We start from the raw sequence: 20,347 nt of genomic DNA on the forward strand, positions 1-20,347 counted from the left end.
TTATTATTTTATAATTCTTATAAAGAGTGTACTCCTTTTCTTATAAATCGTCAATATTTCTACTATAAGTATGTGGTTTATTTTTATATATAGCCTTATTCTTATGTATCTTTCCCCATTTTCTATACATTTACATAGAAAAAAGTGCGACATAATCGCACTTGGAATACTATCATCTGAGGAGGTATGCCCTACACTTCACTTTATGTAAGACGATAAAATATGTATAGACACTCGCCTTACTTCTATATATTTTATCTCCACAATGGATTTACTTTATATAAGAAAGAACATCTTCAGTATGTCCTTTCACTTTCACTTTACGCCACTCTTTTACAAGCTCACCGTCTTTATTAATAAGGAATGTAGAGCGCTCGATTCCCATATACTCTTTTCCAAAGTTCTTTTTCAATTTCCAAACGTCGTATAATTCCGCTACCTTATGATCTTCATCTACTAAAAGTACAAATGGAAGCTCATGCTTCTCAATGAATTTCAGATGTCTGTTCGCTGAATCAGGACTTACACCTAGAATAACTGTATCTTTCTCTTGAAATAATCCATACGCATCGCGAAAATCACATGCTTCAGTTGTACAACCTGGAGTCATATCTTTCGGATAAAAATATAGCACTACGTTTTTACCACGAAAATCAGTTAAGCGAACTTGTTCCCCGTTACTTCCCTCTAATGTAAATTCTGGAGCCATTTCTCCTACTGTGATCATTGTTATCACTCCTACTCTTTTCTTTTACTATATCAAATGCTATCTTATTTTTCATTGTCTATTACAGACCTCATTACAAAAGCAAACGGTAATGTATATCCAATTAGCGCTTCTGCAATCGCAATCCATCTCCCTATTCCAATCGGAGCTATATCACCGTACCCAACGGACAATAAAGTAACCGCGCTAAAATATAAGCAAATTTCTACAAGTTGAAAAGATTGGGCATGCAAGCTTTCTCCATCTTCCTTCAAAACTGCAAAACCCATTTCTTCTAATACAACATAACTTAACCCAAACGCAATCAATACCGTTGTATAAATTAAAAATAAGGAGGCTAAATTATAAAGCGAAAAGAAACGCCTAGAATCTGAATATGAACTCCATAACAATTGGACACTTCTCAAAATAGCAATTGCTGCAATTAATAGAATAAATCCCCATAACATGTCCTCCACCTCATTTTATATGTATGAGACAGCCATTGGATTTATCCCTTAGAAACAAACAAGCTTCTATAATTAATTCCCAGCACCACGGTACCTTTTTACCCCTTGATTCCAAAGAGTAATTGCAATCGTAAAACAGATAACACCAACGAGTGGTGTTGCAAATGCATAGCTATTCCACTCTGTTTTTCTTAAAAAGTATGCTGCTGGATACACTCCGACAAACGCAAATGGTAAAACAAAAGTTAAAATGAAGCGAATCACACGGTTATAAATGTTAACAGGATAGCGACCATAGTTACCTATGTTATACATTAGCGGCATAATTGAACTTTTCGCATCCGACCAAAAACCAAGGCTCGCAAGCGTAACAAATATCCCTCCGTATACAAGTGCTCCTCCTCCTACCATCAGTAAGAATAAGAAGAAATCGTACCAGTAAAAAGATAATTGCAGCTCCACTGCTGCATATCCCATTACAATTATTCCTGTAATCGCTCCAATTAAAGATTCAAGTTCCATTCTTTCTAATATAATTTGAAATAAACTATGAATCGGTCTCGTTAATATACGATCCATTTCTCCTTTAATAATGTAACGATCATTAAAGTCCCATATGTTAAAGAAAGCTGAGAATATGGCAAACGGTACTAAAAAGAAACCATAAATAAAGATTACTTCTTCTCTACTCCAGCCCTTTAATGCTTGTGTATGCCCAAACACAACGAGAATAAAGATTAAATTAACAGCCTGTAGTGCTAAATCAGAAAGTAATCCAACGATAAAATCGCCCCGATACTCCAATTTTGTTTTTATATATTGGCTTGCATATTGCAAAAATAGGTTTATATATATCATCTCATCATCCCCCTTGTACAATTAGACGTTTTCTCGCCGTTCTCCACATGAGTACAATTGGAATAATAAGTACAATTGCCCAAATTACTTGGAATAATAATGCCTCATACAATTTACTTCCTTGTATACCTTCTGAAAAAATCATACTCGGAATATAACTAATAGCCTGAAACGGTAAAAATACCATTGCTTTTTGGGCCCATAACGGATAAAAACTAATTGGTAATAATAGACCTGAAAATAAATCAATAACAACACGTTTTGCATACATAATTCCACTATTATTAAATAGGAAGAACGTGAGCATTCCCGTCATTAAATTAATTTGTGTATTAATAATAAAACTAAATATTAAAGATAAGAAGAAATATAACCACGTTTGAAAATTCGTTGTAATTTGCAATGAAAATAATAAGGTAACGATAACCATACCTGGAATTGAAAAGAAAGCAAAACGAAATATTCCTTCACCAAGACCTTGCATCACTTTCATGCCTAAATAGTTATATGGACGAATGAGTTCTACTGCTACACGTCCTTCTTGAATCTCCATCGCAATTTCCCTGTCTATATTATTAAAATAAAAGGCACGTGCCATCCACGCAATTGCGATATAAGTAGTCATTTGCGAAATAGATAAACTTTCAATATTCTCTTTTCCACTATAAATTGCTTGCCATAAAAAATAATACGCACCGATATTAATTGTATAAATTAAAATCCCGCTATAATAGTTTGTACGATACGCAAGCATCATTAAAAAGCGAATCCGAATCATTTCAATGTACTTACCCATGTTTAATACCTTCTTCATAAATGTTACGAATAATTTCCTCTGTAGACACTTCGTTAATTTTTAAATCTTTAATTTGAAAGGCTTGTACTACTTTAGAAATAAGCATTGAAATGATAACTTCTTCATTCGGTATTTTTGCAACCCACGCGTTTTCCTCTTTTGCTTTCGACCAAACGACATGACTATCTGGCATAACCATTGATAAAGCCTGATAGGAAACTGGTGCAATAAATTGAAAATGTATTTCCTTCTCTGCTCCCCACTGCGTACGAAGATTATTTAAAGAACCGTCATACATAATATTTCCTTCATCCAGCATGATAACGCGCTCACATAAAGCTTCAATATCAGTAATATCATGGGTTGTTAATAAAATTGTTGTTTTGTAACGTTCATTCATTTCTTTTAAAAATTCACGTATTTTTAATTTCACAAGAACATCCAACCCAATTGTTGGTTCATCTAAAAATAATAACGGCGGATTATGAATTAATGCTGCCGCTAATTCACAACGCATCCTTTGACCTAGAGATAACTTTCGAACTGGCTTATCTAATAAAGGACCAATATCTAACGTTTCAATCACGTGTTCCATATGCTCTTTATACTGAGCATCTGATACACCGTACACTTTTTTTAATAAACGAAAAGATTCTTGTACAGCAATATCCCACCAAAGTTGTGAGCGTTGACCGAAAACAACACCAATTGTTCTTACGAATTCTTCTCTCTGCTTATGCGGGTTCATCCCATTTACTAAAATTTCTCCTGATGTCGGAGTCAAAATCCCCGTAAGCATTTTAATAGTTGTTGATTTACCAGCACCGTTCTCACCGATATATCCAACCATTTCACCTTGTTTCACATTAAAAGATACATCATTTACTGCTGGTACTATTTTATAATTACGATTTAATAAATCGCGAAAAGCACCCTTTAATCCCGGACGACTTGAATAGGCTGTAAACTCTTTACGTAACCCTTGTACCTCAATTACTGATTTCATAATCGGACCCCCTTCCTAAATGTCACAACGAATAGTTTACCCAACTGCCTTCTCTATCACAAACAATACGTCTTTTCGAAAAACATGTTAGAATAATACATAGATTTTTGTAAGGAGATGAATTGTAGTGAAATTCACAAAATCAGAAGCATTACATAAAGAAGCTTTAGAACATATCGTTGGCGGCGTTAATAGTCCTTCTCGTTCTTTTAAAGCAGTTGGCGGCGGCGCTCCTGTTGCTATGGAACGTGGAAAAGGTGCTTATTTCTGGGATGTAGACGGAAATAAATATATCGATTATTTAGCAGCATACGGTCCTATTATTACTGGACATGCTCACCCGCACATTACAAAAGCAATTACAACAGCTGCTGAAAATGGTGTACTTTACGGAACACCAACAGCACTAGAAGTAAAATTTGCAAAAATGTTAAAAGAAGCAATGCCTGCATTAGATAAAGTCCGCTTCGTAAACTCTGGTACTGAATCAGTAATGACAACAATTCGTGTCGCTCGTGCTTACACAGGCCGCACAAAAATTATGAAATTTGCTGGTTGTTACCACGGTCATTCTGATTTAGTACTTGTAGCAGCTGGATCTGGCCCTTCTACGCTAGGAACTCCTGACTCAGCCGGTGTACCACAAAGTATCGCTCAAGAAGTTATTACTGTTCCATTTAATAATGTAGAAACCTTAAAAGAAGCTTTAGATAAATGGGGACACGAAGTAGCAGCTATCCTTGTAGAACCGATTGTTGGAAACTTCGGTATTGTAGAGCCAAAACCTGGCTTCCTTGAGAAAGTGAATGAACTTGTTCACGAAGCTGGTGCACTAGTAATTTATGATGAAGTTATTACTGCTTTCCGCTTCATGTACGGTGGTGCTCAAGACTTACTTGGCGTAACACCAGACTTAACAGCGCTTGGTAAAGTTATTGGCGGCGGACTTCCGATCGGTGCTTATGGTGGTAAGAAAGAAATTATGGAACAAGTTGCCCCGCTCGGACCTGCATATCAAGCTGGTACAATGGCAGGAAATCCTGCTTCTATGGCATCCGGTATCGCTTGTCTAGAAGTTCTTCAACAAGAAGGTCTTTATGAGAAATTAGATGAACTTGGTGCGATGCTTGAAAAGGGAATTTTAGAGCAAGCTGCAAAACATAATATCGATATTACATTAAACCGACTAAAAGGTGCTTTAACTGTATACTTCACAACAAATACAATTGAAGATTACGATGCAGCACAAGATACAGACGGTGAAATGTTCGGTAAATTCTTCAAGCTTATGCTTCAAGAAGGAGTTAACTTAGCACCTTCTAAATACGAGGCATGGTTCTTAACGACAGAACATACAAAAGAAGATATTGAATATACAATTGAAGCTGTAGGCAGAGCATTCGCTGCTTTAGCGGATAATAAATAATCCCGCCATTAAAAGGAAAAAAGAAAGCACATCTTTCTTTTTTCCTTTTTTCTATTTCATAAATCCCTCATTAATAGTATAATTATTCATAATTATCTGTTTAAATTTCTTTTATATCCTTACTACCTTTGTATACAAGGCTGCTCACGCCTTAAATAGTAAGATTATTCAAACTTCAATAAGAGGGGGGATTGACGGATGCTCAATAAAACAAATACATGGACACCGTCTTTATTTCGAGATTATAAAAATGCAGAACATGATGCGTGTGGAATCGTTTCCGTTATGGAGAAACGAAAAGTTGCCATGAAAGAAAACATTGATCTTTGCATACAATCACTTGTCAAAATGAATCATCGAGCTGGTTTCATTAATGGTGAAGGAGATGGTATCGGAATTCACATTGATGTCCCAAAAGCACTTTGGAATGAAAAGCTGAAAAATAACGGATACAATCCAACGATTGTGGATCATCCCCACTTTATCGTTGGACATTTTTTTCTAAACAAAAACGCAAATATCGTTAATTTAAAAAATCATATTCGTACGCAATTAAATAACGAAAGTTTTACTATTATTTTTGAAAGTGATGATGTAATAAATTCCGATGCACTCGGTCCACTTGGTAAACAGGAAGAACCTTTATTTTGGCAAGTTGCTCTTATCGCAGAAAATAAAGTTGAAAATGTTGAGCAAACATTATTTTCAGTAACGATAAAAATAGAGGAAAACGAAGCGATTCATGTTGCTTCATTAAGTCGTGACCATGTTGTATATAAAGTTCTAGGCGCTGGGGATACACTTGTTGCCTATTACAATGATTTACAACATCCACTTATCGCTTCAACTATGACACTAGGACATAACCGCTATTCTACTAATACATTATCTAATTTTTTTCGTGTACAACCATTTAGCATTCTCGGACATAATGGTGAAATTAACACAATTGCAAAATTACGTGATCAAGCTGACATGATTCATGTTCCACTTACTGCTGGGGGCAGTGACTCCCAAGATTTAAACCGCACCTTAGAAACTCTACTTGTTCAATACGACTACAGTTTATTTGAAGCAATGGATATACTATTCCCACCAATTATTAATGAAATGAAACTATATGAACCGCATTTACAAGATTTATATACGTATATACGTGAAGCTTGGGGCCATTTTGCGCAAGGTCCAGCTGGTATTATTTCACGTTATAAAGATGAGGCTGTTTTCAGCGTTGATTCCCTTGGACTACGACCAGTATGGAAAGTAGAGACAGCGAGTTCTTATGTTTTCTCTTCTGAACCTGGAGTTGTATCACCAACTGAATATGTAGCAGAACCGAAACCACTCGCTCCTGGAGAAAAAGTCGGTCTAAAGTGGAATGAACAAGATGAACTTGTACTCTACGAATACGATGACTACCAAACTCAAGTATATAACCGTTTTAAAAAGCGATTTGATACTAAAGATTATCATTTAAACTTATCTATCCCAGAAACGAAAGAAATCCCAGGATTATGTGATTCTATACAAGTCGAAACGAAACAATACGTTGCTTTCGGATGGGACCGAGAACATATTCAGCTTCTTGAACAGATGGCAACAAAAGGCGTTGAGCCAATTCGCTCACTTGGGCATGACTCACCACTTGCAGCACTCGATACTGGTAGACGAAATATCGCTGATTTCATTAAGGAAAGTGTAGCCGTTGTTACAAATCCAGCAATCGATCGTGATCGAGAGGTCGAGCACTTCTCCACACGAACAATACTTGGAGAGCGCCCAAGTTTATTAAGCGGAGCTAAACGGCCATTTGTAGTTGAGATGCTTTCCCCCATTATTTTAGAAGGAAGTGTAGCACAATCTATTACAGAGGAATTACACACAATTACGTACGAACAACTTATACAGCTATTCAATACTCATAGCTCTATCGCTACAATCTCTGCTACATTCAGTCCGACAGAAACTTTACAATGCGCCTTAAATCGAATTAGTTCTGAAGCGATAAAGGCCGTGAACGATGGAGCTTCCCTACTATTAATAGACGATGCCAACGCTCATCTAAATGAACAGTTATGGATTGATCCGCATTTAGTTACCGCTAAAGTACATCAAGTATTAAGCGAAAATAAATTACGCCGAAACTGCTCTCTCGTTATACGTTCTGGTGCCCTTCGCTCTTTACATGATATCGTCACACTGTATGGATTAGGAGCAGATGGTATGAATCCATATTTATTATTTGCAACCGTAAATGATGGAACAAAAACGCCAATTACGAATTTGTATAATGCTCTTAATAAAGGACTAGAAAAAGTCATTTCAACAATTGGAATTCATGAATTACGTGGTTACGGTCGCCTCTATTCTTCTATCGGATTACATGAGGAAATCGCAAATATATTACAAATTACAAATTTCTTCGGTTCAAATGATTTAGCTTTTTCGCTTGAATCACTTGCTGAAGATGCACAATTGCGAGCGGATGATTATAACAATCCTAAAGTTAGAATGCGAAAATCTTTTCATATATTCCCGCGAATTTGGAAAGCAATCGGCGATGTCGCAAAAGGAAATTCTTATGATGATTACCGTGACAAATTAAGTGAGTTAGAAGAAAATAATCCAATCGCGATTAGACATCTTGTTCAAACGAAAGAAACAAAACATGTCGTTCCGGCCGAAGAAGTATCCATCAGCATTCAAAATCATGATTTACCATTTATTATTAGTTCCATGTCATTCGGTTCTCAAAATGAAATTGCCTTTCGTGCATATGCAGAAGCGGCCGATCAGCTAAATATGATTAGCTTGAACGGTGAAGGCGGCGAAATTAAAGATATGATTGGAAAATATCCACATACACGTGGACAACAAGTTGCATCTGGGCGATTTGGTGTAAACGCCGAACTACTAAATTCATCAAACTTAATTGAAATAAAAATTGGGCAAGGCGCAAAGCCTGGTGAAGGCGGACATTTGCCTGGTTCAAAAGTAACAGCAAAAATCGCTGAAGCGCGTAATGCTACAATTGGCTCTGATTTAATTTCACCTTCTAACAACCATGATATTTATTCCATTGAAGATTTAGCTCAAATGATTACAGAAATTAAAACGGCTAATCAACTTGCGAAAGTAGCTGTAAAGGTCCCTGTTGTCCCTAACATCGGAACAATTGCTGTCGGTATCGCAAAGGCTGGTGCTGACTTTATTAACATTAGCGGATTTGATGGTGGTACAGGTGCCGCACGTATTCACGCATTGCAACATGTAGGCCTTCCTGTAGAAATTGGTGTGAAAGCCGCTCACAATGCTTTATTAGAAGCAAATATGAGACAAAAGGTAGAAATTTGGGCTGACGGTGGTATTCGAAGTGTTAATGATGCCTTGAAAATCATGCTCCTTGGGGCAAACCGTATTGGATTTGGTACATTATCCATGATTGCAATCGGCTGTACAACTTGCCGCGGATGTCATCTAGATACTTGTCACGTTGGAATTGCAACACAAATTGATTCTGAAGCTCAGGCGAAAGAACACGGATTACGCCGCTTCGTCCCGCGCGAATTAGAAAGCGCCGTTGCTGGATTATTACATTTATTCACCACTTTTGGCGTAGAACTAAAACGATTAACAGGAAATCTTGGTTATACAAATTTACAAGAAATTGTCGGACATTCCGATTTATTAGAACAAGTTCGAGGCGAAAATTTATTAGACTTATGTAATTTACTACAAACGATAGAACACCCATCTGTTACAAAAACAGAATACGTACCGGAAAAACAATTTGAAACAGTTCATTCCCCTCATTCAAAGGAATTAATAGGCGTTGGCGTAGAGCAACGCGTTATGGGTGGTCTAGAATCTTGCTATCGCGTTCGTAGTAAATTATATGAAGACACGAAGCTTGAACCACTTACATTAAAGTATACGAATGGCTCTATTCCTGGAAATGGATTAGGTGCTTATAATAGTGAGAACTTATTTATACACGTAAATGGCGGTGCACAAGATGGTATTGGTAAAACCTCCTTTGGTGGTGGTATTTATATAACGAAAGCAAAAGGAAAAGACGGCATATATTATAACGGTTCTGTCGGAAAAGGTTTTGGGTACGGTGCACAAAAAGGATCGCTATACGTTCAAGGTAACGCTGATGCTCGCGCTGGCATTCGCCTCTCTGGAGCAGACATGATAATTGGAGGGCGAATGACAAAGCCACTCCGTGAAAAAGAGCAAGGGAATATAGGTGTATACTCTAATATTAAAGGTTTCGCTTTTGAATATATGACAAATGGGCGAGCGCTTGTTTTAGGGGATCCTGGTCCATGGATTTGTGCTGGTATGACTGGTGGTGTTGTTTATTTACGTCATGATTCAAGCTCGGGTTTAACAGAACACGCCTTAAAAAGAAGAATCGCAAAAGGGGCAAATGTTACATTACAACCAATTAGTAAAAACGGCGTGCAAGATGTGACTGAGTTATTGGTAGATTACATTCGTGTATTAAATGAACATGAGCAATACGAGGAAGTTGCTTTATTAACACCGTTACTCGATGATATGCAGCCACAGTTTTTTGAAATTATCCCGAAAAAAGAGCAGGCTGATCCATCTATCTCAACAGAGTGATATACCAACTTTTCATTTTCAAGAAAAAATTGACGAAGTACACTTCTCATAGTAATCTATAGTAACAATTTGAAACCTGCTGAAATTCAGCAGGTTTTTTCACTAAAAATTGATGTTTAAAAAGAATTAGGAAAAAGTATAAAATGAATCTTAATTTCTTATTAACGTCACTAAAATATCACTTGCTAACATATTGTAATGAATGTATAGTATCATGTTGTACATTCATTATGACAAGAGAAAGGATCTTATTAAGGGTATGAAACTTGGTGCTCGCATTTTAAAAACGGGTATTGCCATCACATTAGCTTTATTTGCTTGTATTTTACTTCAATTACCGAGTCCAGTATTCGCGGGAATCTCAGCTATATTCGCTGTTCAACCGTCTGTATACCGCTCGTATTTAACAGCTCTTGAGCAAATTCAAGCAAACGTCATTGGTGCCGTATTCGCTATCGTATTTGCTACTGCTTTTGGACATAATCCTTTTATTATTGGATTAACATGTATATTAGTAATTGCGCTTACGTTACAATTACGATTAGAAAACACAATATCAATTGCTTTAGTAACAGTTATCGCCATTATGGAGTATCAGGGCGACGATTTCTTTAGTTTTGCCTTACTTCGCTTTGCGACGATTATGATTGGAATTATTGCGGCTTCACTTGTAAATTTAGTGTTTATGCCGCCAAAATACGAAACAAAACTATATCATCGTATCGTTGATAATACAGAAGAAATTGTAAAATGGATTCGAATGAATAGCAGGCAAGCTTCTGATTTTACAACGCTAAAAACTGATATTGATCGTATGAAAGAAAAGATGATCAAACTAAACCATTACTATTTGCTGTATAAAGAAGAAAGAAGCTACACGAAAAAAGTAAAGTTCGCAAAAATTCGTAAGCTCGTTTTATTCAGACAAATGTTAGCGACGACAAGCCGTGCTTTAAGTACGTTAAAATCATTACATCGTACTGAAAATGAACTGCGCTATATGCCAGAAGAATTTCAGGAATCTATCCAAAACGAACTTGACTCATTAACCCATTACCATGAACAAGTTTTATTAAAATTTATTGGTAAAGCAAAAAAACAACAATCCGTTGAAATGCTTGATGAAGTTGAAACAGGTAAACAAGAATTAATTGATATCTTTATGGATTATCAAAACAAGGACGATGAGGAAGCGTATAAAACATGGCTACACCTCTTCCCTCTTATTTCTGCCATTATTAACTATAGTGAAGAAGTAGAGCATTTAGATTTACTTGTGGATAGCTTCTACACATACCATAAACCAGAAGCAGAACTCCAAATCGAAGATAAAAAAGAAGACGAATAAAGAAAACAGCTCCTTTTACGCTAAAGGAGCTGTTTCTGTTATATGTTGAAGTTGATATAAATTGTAATAAAACCCTCTTTTTTTCATTAACTCTTCATGAGAACCTGTTTCTTTAATTTCACCATCTTCAATGTAAATAATCGTATCCACATGTGTAATCGTCGCCAATCGATGTGCGATTACGATCGTCGTCCGATCAGCAGCTAGCGTCTGAAGCGCCTGCTGAATATACCGTTCATTTTCTAAATCTAAAGCGGAAGTCGCCTCATCTAATATAAGTAACGATGGATTCTTTAGAAACACTCTTGCAATCGCTACACGTTGCCTTTGCCCACCAGATAACTTCACACCGCGTTCCCCAACGACAGTATCATAGCCATCAGGTAAATCTATAATAAAATCATGGATTTGCGCAGCTTTAGCAGCTGCAATCACTTCTTCCTCTGTAGCTTTCGGGTTTCCATATAAAATATTTGCCCCGATTGTATCACTAAATAACAAATTATCTTGCAGTACAATTCCAATATGACTACGTAAATTTCTCATATCATACTTTCTAACATCTATCCCATCTACATAAACTGCACCTGAAGAAACATCATAGAAACGTGGGATTAAGCTAGCAAGAGATGACTTCCCTCCCCCACTTGCTCCTACAAGTGCTACCTTCTCTCCTGGCAACATAGTTAACGAAAGGTTATGTAATATCTCTTTTTCATCCGAATTGTAACGAAAAGATACATTATCAAATATCACTTCACCATTTAATTTTGTCGTTTGTACCGCACTTGGCACATTGACAATATCGTATTTTTCATCTAACAATTCAAACACTCGATCCATCGATGCGAAAGACTGTGTTAATGTTGTAGAGGAATTGACAAGGCGGCGAAGCGGACTATACAAACTATCCATATATCCAACAAAGGCAACCATAGTCCCTAATGTTAACTGCCCCTGAATTACTTCATATGCTGCAAAACCGATCACCAGTAACGGGCCTAAATCGGTTAACGTATTCACTACCGAAAATGTCCTTGCAGTCCAACTCGTATGCGTTAATGCTTTCGTCAAAAATGCATTATTTCTTTTTTCAAATTGCTTCCCCTCATACTCTTCTAATGCAAAACTACGTGTCACTTGCATCCCTTGAATACGTTCATGTAAATACCCTTGCATCGTTGCTAAAGCTTGCGAACGCTCTTTCGTTAATTTTCGAAGACGCCCGAAAAAATATTTCACTGCCACTACATAAATAGGTAAAATTAATAACGCAACAAATGTTAATTTTATATTCATAGAAAACATAACAATAATAGCAATAGCAATCGTTGCCGTATCTAGCCAAACATTCATCAAACCAGTAATTACAAAATCCTTCGTTTGTTCTACATCATGGATTACACGTGAAATAAGCTCCCCTGTTTTTGTATTCGAATAATAGCGTAAACTCAACTTTTGTAAATGACCAAAAATATGTTTTCGTAAATCATATAGTATTGTATTTGCGATACGCTGCGCGAAATATTGACGATAATATTCAATTGGCGGTCTTACTACTGCAAAAATAAAAAAAGCAATCCCAACGGCTGTTACTAATTGGGATGTTTTATCTTGAAGTGACCCTCCCCCTTGAATTACATCATCGATAATATATTTTAATAACCACGGCATAATAAGCGGGATGCCGAATTTAACTAGACCAATCATAATCGTAATAGCAATAAGCCATCGATACGGTTTAACAAATTGCAAATATCTTTTTATACCTTGCACATAATCCCCCCTCTAATAGGACAAACCTGCCGGGAAATCCCCTGCAGGTTTGTTTTAATTTCTGTACATTAAATATCTTTCATACCACATATCTACGAAATCTGGCGCGAATGGCCCTTTTCTTTGATGAATCCATTGTGTTAATTGTGCTACATTTCGTTTTAAAATAGTATCAATAACAGGTGGATACTGCATAATTTGACTATGCTTTTCATACTCATCTTCATCTAAAAGCGTATATGTCATATCTGGATATACTTTAATATCTAAATCATAATCAATGTACTTTAATGCTTCAGAATCATATGCAAAAGGTGAGCCTAAATTACAATAATAATATACTCCCTCTTCCCTTAGCATCCCAATCACATTAAACCAATAGTTTGCATGAAAATAACAAATTGCTGGTTCACGAGTAATCCATGTTCGGCCATCTGATTCCGTCACTACTGTACGATCATTCGCTCCGATCACAAGGCTCTGTGTCCCTTTTAAAATTGTTGTCTCTTCCCACATTCTATGAATGGAGCCATTATGTTTATAACTATGTATTTGTACTTTTTCTCCTTCTTTGGGAAATCCCATATATGCTCCCTTCTTTCAACTGCAAATGCCCTTTGAGCTGCATTCACTTTTTTTCTATTATAACTTTTTTGTCGAAATTTTAAAACTAAAGCGACAAGACTCTATTTTTCACACTGAATACTATATCCCTAATCTTCTTAGGAGACGGGGCCTTCGCTGAATGATTTACAAACGAGGAAATAGAAATAGAAAAAGCCCTTCCTTATTTCTATCTAAAGAAGGACCTTTCACCGGAAGGTAACAACATGCCTTACCCTAAATTCGAAATCATTTTTTCAGTCTCAAAAGATTGAATCACACTATTTGTTTGCTCTTCAAATTTCTCATGTAACAGTTTTAACGCTAATTCTGTTCTATATATTTCTTGGCGGATAAAATGTAATTCCTTTTTATCGCACGTATCCTTTTCGCTCATTTCAATTTGCTGATACTTCTCTAGATGAGCTTGTAACTTTAACAACTCATCCATCGTTTCCAATTGCTCTCCTACCAACTTATCAAAATCGTTCATTACTTACCCCCTTTTGGACTTATTTATCAGTTATTATTCCTCATTACATATTTCTCATCTTTACCTTCCTTCTCCTTTGACTACATTTGTTGACTTATTAGAAGTTATGTCGTTCACTTTATTTTCATTACCATGACCCAGGCACAAAGAAAACACTTCTCCCGAATTAGAGAAGTGTTTTTCTTTCATTACTGATTTGAACTAGAAGATTGTGATTGTTTTGCAGCTGATTGTGCATTTTGTTTTTTCACAGCATGCACATCTGTTTCAGTTGCGAATTCTGTACCATAACTAGCGTTTGCACTTTGTGCACCAGAAGCTTGTGCTTTCTTTGCTTCTGATTGTGCATTTGCTTGTTTTACTGCTTGTACATTTGTTTCAGTCGCGAACTCTGTACCATAACTAGCATTTGTACTTTGAATGCTAGCACCAGAAGTTGCCTTGTTATAACCTTGTTGTTTTTTACTCATCTTTCTCACCTCCACAACCAATAATGTAACCAATTCACTTAGAAGTTATCCGTGATTTTCTTTTTTTAATCTCCGTATATATCTCTTATCACTCATTCAAACTATAGGAAATGGAGGTGGAAATATGTATATAGGACGCGATATGACTGAACTAACGATGGTTTCAAAAAATGAGTGGAAAGAAGATGAATTAGCTTATTTTCATCACTCATTACAACAGATTTTGCCGTATTTAAATGCAGAAGGTCAGAGTATCTATAAAGAAATTGTAGTAGAAATTGAATCAAGAGGTGGCTTACAACAAGGTGAAGCTAATTGGACTCATGGGACAAAAATTTCTTACGATTAAAAAAGTGTTCCCAATCTAGGGAACACTTTTTTAATTTATCCCGCTTTAATGGGCAGTAAGACCCCCACCTCAAAATGCAGCGAAAGCAAAGAATTTAGGTGAGGGATCAACTGCCCATAAAAGTCCGATTAGTTCAACTAATAATCAGTGGGGGATGAAGAAAACCCCCACTGATTAAAGTTTCACTTTATTGCATTGTAATTTTCTCAACGCAATTCTCATAAATCGTACGATGCGATTTCGAGAATGGTAACTGCTCAAATGCTTCTTTCGATACAAATTTCAATGTATCTGTTTCAACAATATCACCAGTTACTTTTCCGTAAAATACAAATATATCCCAAGTGCGATGTGTAAATGTATGTTGTACATTCATTGCGTATTCTTCAATAGAAATCGAGAGCTCAAATTTTTCTTTCATATAATCTGTAAGCTGCTCTTTCTGATTCCGAATCCCTTCCCCAAGTTCAGCATTTGGAAACTCCCACATGTTAGCTAATAACCCGGTACTTGGACGTTTATTAATGACGTAACGACCATCTTCTGTTTGAAGTACCCCTGCAACAATCGGTACCATTGTAGGAGCCTTCGCTTTACTTTTTACTGGTAACTCCTTTTGAACACCTTCAGCATATCCTCGGCAATGTTCACGTACAGGACAAAGTAAGCAAGATGGATTTTTTGGAATACAAATTAGTGCACCTAATTCCATCAAACCTTGATTAAAATAAGATGGATTTTCAGCCGAAATAATTTCACGTACAATCTCTTCAAACACTTTTCTAGTTTTCGGTTTTGCAATGTCATCCCATACTGATAAAATGCGAGATAATACACGCATAACATTTCCGTCAACTGCCGGCTCTGGTATACCATATGCGATACTTAAAATAGCACCTTTTGTATAGGGGCCAACTCCTTTTAATTTTTCAATTTTCTTTACATCACTTGGTACTATCCCGCCGTATACTTCTTTCACTTCTTTTACAGCCGCATGTAAATTTCGTGCTCTAGAATAATATCCTAAACCTTCCCATGCTTTTAACACTTCTTCATCACCAGCATTTGCCAAAGCTTCTAGAGTAGGAAACTTCCCCATAAAATTCGCGTAATATGGTTTTACAGCTTCTACCCTTGTTTGCTGCAACATAATTTCCGAAACCCAGACGCGGTATGGATCTTTATTTTTACGCCACGGTAAGTCGCGTTGCTCTTTTTCAAACCAACCAATTAAATCATTTTGAAACTGCTCTATGTTAAAATTATTTAATATTTCAAGTGTCAAACTTGATCCCCCTCATTTTTTTGCATATAAGTACTATTATAAAGATTTTAGGAAAAAATTTAAGTAAGATGACATAGGAAATAGAAGGCAAAGGACTTGAGGTATCGAATAAAAAGAGTTACATTAATAAAAAAACGGAGGTGGATTTCTATGGACACAGCCACTCACCTTGTTATGGGCGTTACTCTAGGCAGTTTGGCAATGTTAGATCCAGCCATAGCACAAAGTGATATCGGGCCACAAGCAGTTATGCTTGCTACAATTGCCGGTTCCAATATTCCTGACATCGATACAGTTTTAAAATTGCGTAATAACGCTAAATATATAAGAAATCATCGCGGGATTACTCATTCCATTCCTGCAGTGATTCTTTGGTCATTCCTTATAAGTGGCATCTCTTTCGCCTTCTTTTCAGACGCTCCATATTTGCATCTACTACTTTGGTCATTTATTGCCGTCTTTCTTCATGTCTTTGTAGATATTTTCAACGCCTACGGTACACAGGCATTACGGCCCTTCACAAAAAAATGGGTAGCACTCGGCATCATTAATACATTTGATACCGTCATTTTCTTTATCCACCTACTCGCGATTGCTTGTATGCTTGTAGGTTCCCATAAAGGGTATACTGCTTTAGCAGCGTATATATTGATGATTATTTACTATATCGGACGGATTATGATGCATAGAAACATACGTAGCGTCGTATATAAACGTTTCAATCATGTGGAGAAAATAATCATTTCCCCTTCTTACAGATTTTATCATTATCATTTAGCAATCGTTACAACTGATTATTACTACGTTGCTAGATGGCATCGTGGTAACATCATGATATATGATAAGTTCGACCGGGTACCGTTCCCAGATAATACTATTATGCGCGCAGCTAAACAAGATGAAAACATCTCAGCATTTCTATCTTTCTCCCCTGTGTATCGCTGGGACATTTTCGATTATGATCATTATTACGAAGTTCGCTTCATTGATTTGCGCTATCGCAGTAAAGATTATTATCCATTCGTTGCAATCGTTCAACTCGACCACAATTTAAATATTATTAGTTCCTATACAGGATGGATTTTTAGTGAAGAAAAACTTCGAAAAAAACTGGAATTACTTCCACATTAAAAAAAGCGACTTAAGTCGCTTTTTTTAATGTTTCAAATGATCTTCTTGATTGATTAAATGGCTATATTTCGGATTATTTGTACGCATTTCATGAAGGCGACCTCCATGATTATTAATCCATGTTCGTACCACTTGTTCAGTCATTTCATCACCTTGATAACGACCTGATTTAGCATAAGTTGTTTGAAAGTCTTCCCACAATAATTCAACCCACGCACGAGCTTGTGCGTAAGAAAGTTTGTCATTTTTGTCTAACAATTCTTTTGTTAATGTTTCGTGAATATCATTCATGTTCTATTCTCCTTTTACCTATTTATTCCCTTAATTTCTAAAGGATAGTTTCCTCTATTTTGCACATTCTATAAGTGATACTTCTTAAAGAGGTATCAACTGATGATGAGGAGGGCGTTCGCAATGGGTAAACAAGCCGAATTTTGGTCTGAGTCAAAAAACAACAGCAAAATCGATGGTCAGCCGAAAGCGAAATCACGCTTCGCTTCGAAACGACCTAACGGCACAATTAACACGCACCCACAAGAACGTATGCGTGCTGCAAATCAGCAGGAAGAATAGTTCAGGTACAACCTAAAAAATTAACTTCCTACACGAGGTGATAAAGATGAGCTACCGTGATCGCTTAGATAGTCGTTCTGAATTATTTAACCATACGTGGACTCGTCCGAAACATGCAAAAGCGCAAGTTAACGGACAGACGCAACAAACCCAGTCTCTCATTATACTGGCGAATGAATGTAAAAAACGCCAATTTTAGAATCTCCTATCTCCTGTAACGCCTACCAAAGATGAAAACCAGAGAGATATTCGCTCTCTGGTTTTCATTTTTCTTGCAATAAAGAAATTGGTATTCCAATCTCTTCATTATCATTTTGCTTATGTCCCCAAGCAAATACCCCGTTGAAATACGTAATTTCAAATAATATACCAGGTTCTTCTACTAATTCATATGTCTCACCAATATGGAATTTGTTTATATCAGTCATATAAGCACGAGCCATTGCCATCTTGCGCATTAATACATCGAACTCATTTACAATACCAAGCTGCTCTGCCTTTATTGCTTGCTCTTTCAAAACCCCAATTTCTTCCCTTAGCTCATGTGGTGTCATTTCACTGTAGCGCTTTGGCATATTCATCTTATTCCCCTCATCCCTCTTCACGTTTCATCTGCAAAAATATCTCTATCTCATCCATAGAGAACCCTTTGCGATATAACGCTTGTTTCATCTTATTTTCGAATGTCCATCCATCATACTTCTTATATTTCTCATAATATTTATTCCCATGATAGTGTAACGCTTCTTGTTGCTGTTCGTCATCTTTTTCGTCTTTCAATTCTTCCAAACAAATTTGAATCACATCTCTAGAATACCCTTTACGAACAAGCATTTCGTCTAACTTAAGCTTCATTTGTAAAAAGGAATGCTTTTGATAAGACCTTTTCTTCTTTTCTATAAGAAGTAAAGCATTCTCAATTTGCTTTTCCTTCGGATATTCTTGTAAACTATGTGTAATAATTAGATCCTGAACACCTTTATTTAATAACTCTCTTTTAATAACAGTTGGACCCTTTCGATTCACATTACTTTGCGTTCGCGTATATAAAACAGCGTACTCTTTATCATTAATATATCGATCATGTAATAATTTCGAAACGACTTCAGAGATGACGGCCTGTCCCACTTCTTTTTTTCGTAAATAGTCTTCTACTTCTTTTTTTGTTCTCATTTGATAGGATAGATAGGAAATTGCTTGTAAATATGCTTTTTGTACCTCTTCATTGTATAAAATATTCCCTAACGCTATTTCATCAATTTCTAATCCTTTTTGTAATCCATGTTTCATTAAGATTACTTGATCCACACTAAATCCGTATTCTTCACCTTGACCTTTATCAATATAAATATTAAATCGTTCTTTCGATCGTTTTTGCACTTCTATTTTTGTAATGACAGCCATACTCTCACCTCTCTATTATTTTAACATAGTCAAGGAACGTTTTTGCTTTTCAAGAATATATATAATGAGGAGGAAATAATTGTGAGAATCGCAATTTCTGGTGGTACCGGCTTTATCGGTAAATACCTTTCTACTTTTTTTATTCAAAAAGGATATAATGTTTACATTCTTACTCGAAACAAAACTACTGAAACTTCCCACCCTAACCTTCAGTATGTACAATGGACACCAGATTTACAAACCTTCCCCCTCTCTTCTATCGATGTAGTTATTAATCTAGCTGGAGAGTCTATTAATAGTAGATGGACAAAGAAACAAAAGGAATCCATTTTAAAAAGTCGAATTCAAACAACAAAAGGACTCATTAAACAATTGCAAACACTTGGTACAAAGCCAAATACATTTATTAACGCAAGTGCTATTGGATACTATGGAACGTCTGAAACTGAGTCTTTTACAGAACAGCATGAGATTCCTGGAAATGACTTTTTAGCAAATACAGTATATTCATGGGAACAAGAAGCATCTAAAGCACGTTCTCTTGGAATGCGAACAATCTACGCAAGACTTGGAGTTGTATTAGGCGCAGACGGAGGAGCTCTTCCCAAAATGCTACTCCCCTATCAATTCTATATTGGAGGTACAATTGGATCTGGAAACCAATGGTTATCATGGATTCATATAGACGATGTCGTTCGCCTAATTGATTTCATCATACACAAAGAAGAAATTGATGGCCCTTTTAACATTACAGCTCCCCTACCTATAAGAATGAAGGAATTTGGAGAAACCATTGCAACTATAATGAAAAAACCTCATTGGTTACCTGTCCCTTCATTTATGCTTCACACTTTATTAGGTGAGATGAGTATACTTGTACTCGAAGGACAACATGTAGTACCTAGTAAAGCAATTGAACATGGGTATCAATACACATTTCCGGCAATAGACCATGCATTACAAAATATACTTTCGCATACAATGTAGTACTTCTAAAACACAGTTTTACAGGGTCCCC

The 20,347-nt window shown here is 36.3% G+C and carries 21 protein-coding genes; 8 read left to right on the forward strand and 13 right to left on the reverse strand.

The features are described from left to right. Positions 1–271: 271 nt before the first annotated feature. The 5 genes from bcp to ACUN0F_RS31045 form a co-directional block, all read right to left on the reverse strand. Complete coding sequence (gene bcp, locus ACUN0F_RS31025) at positions 272–727, reverse strand: thioredoxin-dependent thiol peroxidase (protein ID WP_046958137.1); 456 nt, start codon at positions 725–727, stop codon at positions 272–274. 44 nt (positions 728–771) lie between these two features. After that, positions 772–1,176 (reverse strand): potassium channel family protein, encoded by a 405-nt coding sequence (locus tag ACUN0F_RS31030; RefSeq protein WP_000964347.1) that lies wholly within the window; start codon positions 1,174–1,176, stop codon positions 772–774. Between the two features lie 72 nt (positions 1,177–1,248). Beyond that, a complete protein-coding gene (locus tag ACUN0F_RS31035) occupies positions 1,249–2,034 on the reverse strand; it encodes an ABC transporter permease (RefSeq protein WP_000639386.1) in 786 nt (261 codons plus the stop codon). Between the two features lie 4 nt (positions 2,035–2,038). Continuing rightward, entirely contained in the window at positions 2,039–2,830 is a 792-nt protein-coding gene (locus tag ACUN0F_RS31040; protein ID WP_000521523.1) for an ABC transporter permease, read from the reverse strand. Continuing rightward, positions 2,823–3,836, reverse strand: coding sequence for an ABC transporter ATP-binding protein (locus ACUN0F_RS31045; RefSeq protein ID WP_000843640.1), 1,014 nt, complete (start codon positions 3,834–3,836; stop codon positions 2,823–2,825). The genes ACUN0F_RS31040 and ACUN0F_RS31045 overlap by 8 nt, the downstream gene beginning before the upstream one ends. A gap of 127 nt (positions 3,837–3,963) precedes the next feature. Between ACUN0F_RS31045 and hemL the strand changes: the two genes are divergently transcribed. The 3 genes from hemL (at position 3,964) to ACUN0F_RS31060 (ending at position 11,245) form a co-directional block, all read left to right on the forward strand. After that, positions 3,964–5,262 carry a glutamate-1-semialdehyde-2,1-aminomutase gene (gene hemL, locus ACUN0F_RS31050; protein ID WP_000673249.1) on the forward strand — a complete coding sequence of 433 codons (1,299 nt, stop codon included), beginning with the start codon at positions 3,964–3,966 and terminating at the stop codon, positions 5,260–5,262. A gap of 198 nt (positions 5,263–5,460) precedes the next feature. Beyond that, complete coding sequence (locus tag ACUN0F_RS31055) at positions 5,461–9,897, forward strand: glutamate synthase-related protein (RefSeq protein WP_445540733.1); 4,437 nt, start codon at positions 5,461–5,463, stop codon at positions 9,895–9,897. 259 nt (positions 9,898–10,156) lie between these two features. Next, positions 10,157–11,245, forward strand: coding sequence for an aromatic acid exporter family protein (locus ACUN0F_RS31060; protein WP_000765792.1), 1,089 nt, complete (start codon positions 10,157–10,159; stop codon positions 11,243–11,245). A 15-nt stretch (positions 11,246–11,260) separates the two neighbouring features. On the opposite strand, the gene ACUN0F_RS31065 is transcribed toward ACUN0F_RS31060, so the two are convergent. From ACUN0F_RS31065 to ACUN0F_RS31080, 4 genes are all read right to left on the reverse strand, one after another. Further along, the gene (locus ACUN0F_RS31065) at positions 11,261–13,021 is read right to left on the reverse strand and encodes an ABC transporter ATP-binding protein (RefSeq protein WP_264462712.1); all 1,761 of its coding nucleotides are present in this window, start codon (positions 13,019–13,021) and stop codon (positions 11,261–11,263) included. A 54-nt stretch (positions 13,022–13,075) separates the two neighbouring features. Continuing rightward, positions 13,076–13,606, reverse strand: coding sequence for a nucleoside tri-diphosphate phosphatase (gene ntdP / locus ACUN0F_RS31070; protein ID WP_000506626.1), 531 nt, complete (start codon positions 13,604–13,606; stop codon positions 13,076–13,078). Positions 13,607–13,856: 250 nt separating this feature from the next. Then, positions 13,857–14,117 carry a YgaB family protein gene (locus ACUN0F_RS31075; RefSeq protein ID WP_000997582.1) on the reverse strand — a complete coding sequence of 87 codons (261 nt, stop codon included), beginning with the start codon at positions 14,115–14,117 and terminating at the stop codon, positions 13,857–13,859. A gap of 188 nt (positions 14,118–14,305) precedes the next feature. Further along, the gene (locus ACUN0F_RS31080; RefSeq protein WP_000039039.1) at positions 14,306–14,587 is read right to left on the reverse strand and encodes a gamma-type small acid-soluble spore protein; all 282 of its coding nucleotides are present in this window, start codon (positions 14,585–14,587) and stop codon (positions 14,306–14,308) included. A 124-nt stretch (positions 14,588–14,711) separates the two neighbouring features. On the opposite strand from ACUN0F_RS31080, the gene ACUN0F_RS31085 reads away from it, so the two are divergent. Beyond that, positions 14,712–14,936, forward strand: a complete 225-nt coding sequence (locus ACUN0F_RS31085; RefSeq protein ID WP_048542097.1) for a hypothetical protein — start codon at positions 14,712–14,714, stop codon at positions 14,934–14,936. 187 nt (positions 14,937–15,123) lie between these two features. On the opposite strand, the gene mutY is transcribed toward ACUN0F_RS31085, so the two are convergent. Then, entirely contained in the window at positions 15,124–16,221 is a 1,098-nt protein-coding gene (mutY, locus tag ACUN0F_RS31090; protein ID WP_046953679.1) for an A/G-specific adenine glycosylase, read from the reverse strand. Positions 16,222–16,371: 150 nt separating this feature from the next. Between mutY and ACUN0F_RS31095 the strand changes: the two genes are divergently transcribed. Further along, positions 16,372–17,352 (forward strand): metal-dependent hydrolase, encoded by a 981-nt coding sequence (locus ACUN0F_RS31095; protein WP_046953680.1) that lies wholly within the window; start codon positions 16,372–16,374, stop codon positions 17,350–17,352. 24 nt (positions 17,353–17,376) lie between these two features. Here ACUN0F_RS31095 and ACUN0F_RS31100 read toward each other — a convergent pair whose 3' ends face one another. Beyond that, positions 17,377–17,643, reverse strand: coding sequence for a YfhJ family protein (locus ACUN0F_RS31100; protein ID WP_000997857.1), 267 nt, complete (start codon positions 17,641–17,643; stop codon positions 17,377–17,379). Positions 17,644–17,766: 123 nt separating this feature from the next. On the opposite strand from ACUN0F_RS31100, the gene ACUN0F_RS31105 reads away from it, so the two are divergent. Together ACUN0F_RS31105 and ACUN0F_RS31110 are read left to right on the forward strand one after the other, a co-directional pair. After that, the gene (locus tag ACUN0F_RS31105) at positions 17,767–17,925 is read left to right on the forward strand and encodes a small, acid-soluble spore protein K (RefSeq protein WP_000517891.1); all 159 of its coding nucleotides are present in this window, start codon (positions 17,767–17,769) and stop codon (positions 17,923–17,925) included. A 46-nt stretch (positions 17,926–17,971) separates the two neighbouring features. Beyond that, complete coding sequence (locus tag ACUN0F_RS31110; RefSeq protein WP_000122093.1) at positions 17,972–18,124, forward strand: YpzG family protein; 153 nt, start codon at positions 17,972–17,974, stop codon at positions 18,122–18,124. A gap of 64 nt (positions 18,125–18,188) precedes the next feature. On the opposite strand, the gene ACUN0F_RS31115 is transcribed toward ACUN0F_RS31110, so the two are convergent. Beyond that, positions 18,189–18,506 (reverse strand): YfhH family protein, encoded by a 318-nt coding sequence (locus tag ACUN0F_RS31115; RefSeq protein ID WP_001057030.1) that lies wholly within the window; start codon positions 18,504–18,506, stop codon positions 18,189–18,191. A 10-nt stretch (positions 18,507–18,516) separates the two neighbouring features. After that, a complete protein-coding gene (gene recX, locus ACUN0F_RS31120) occupies positions 18,517–19,329 on the reverse strand; it encodes a recombination regulator RecX (protein ID WP_087982358.1) in 813 nt (270 codons plus the stop codon). A gap of 81 nt (positions 19,330–19,410) precedes the next feature. Here recX and ACUN0F_RS31125 point away from each other — a divergent pair, with 81 nt between their 5' ends. Then, positions 19,411–20,316 (forward strand): TIGR01777 family oxidoreductase, encoded by a 906-nt coding sequence (locus tag ACUN0F_RS31125; protein ID WP_264462710.1) that lies wholly within the window; start codon positions 19,411–19,413, stop codon positions 20,314–20,316. The last annotated feature ends 31 nt before the right edge of the window (positions 20,317–20,347 follow it).

The sequence above is a fragment of the Bacillus sp. 1A genome, assembly GCF_052682215.1.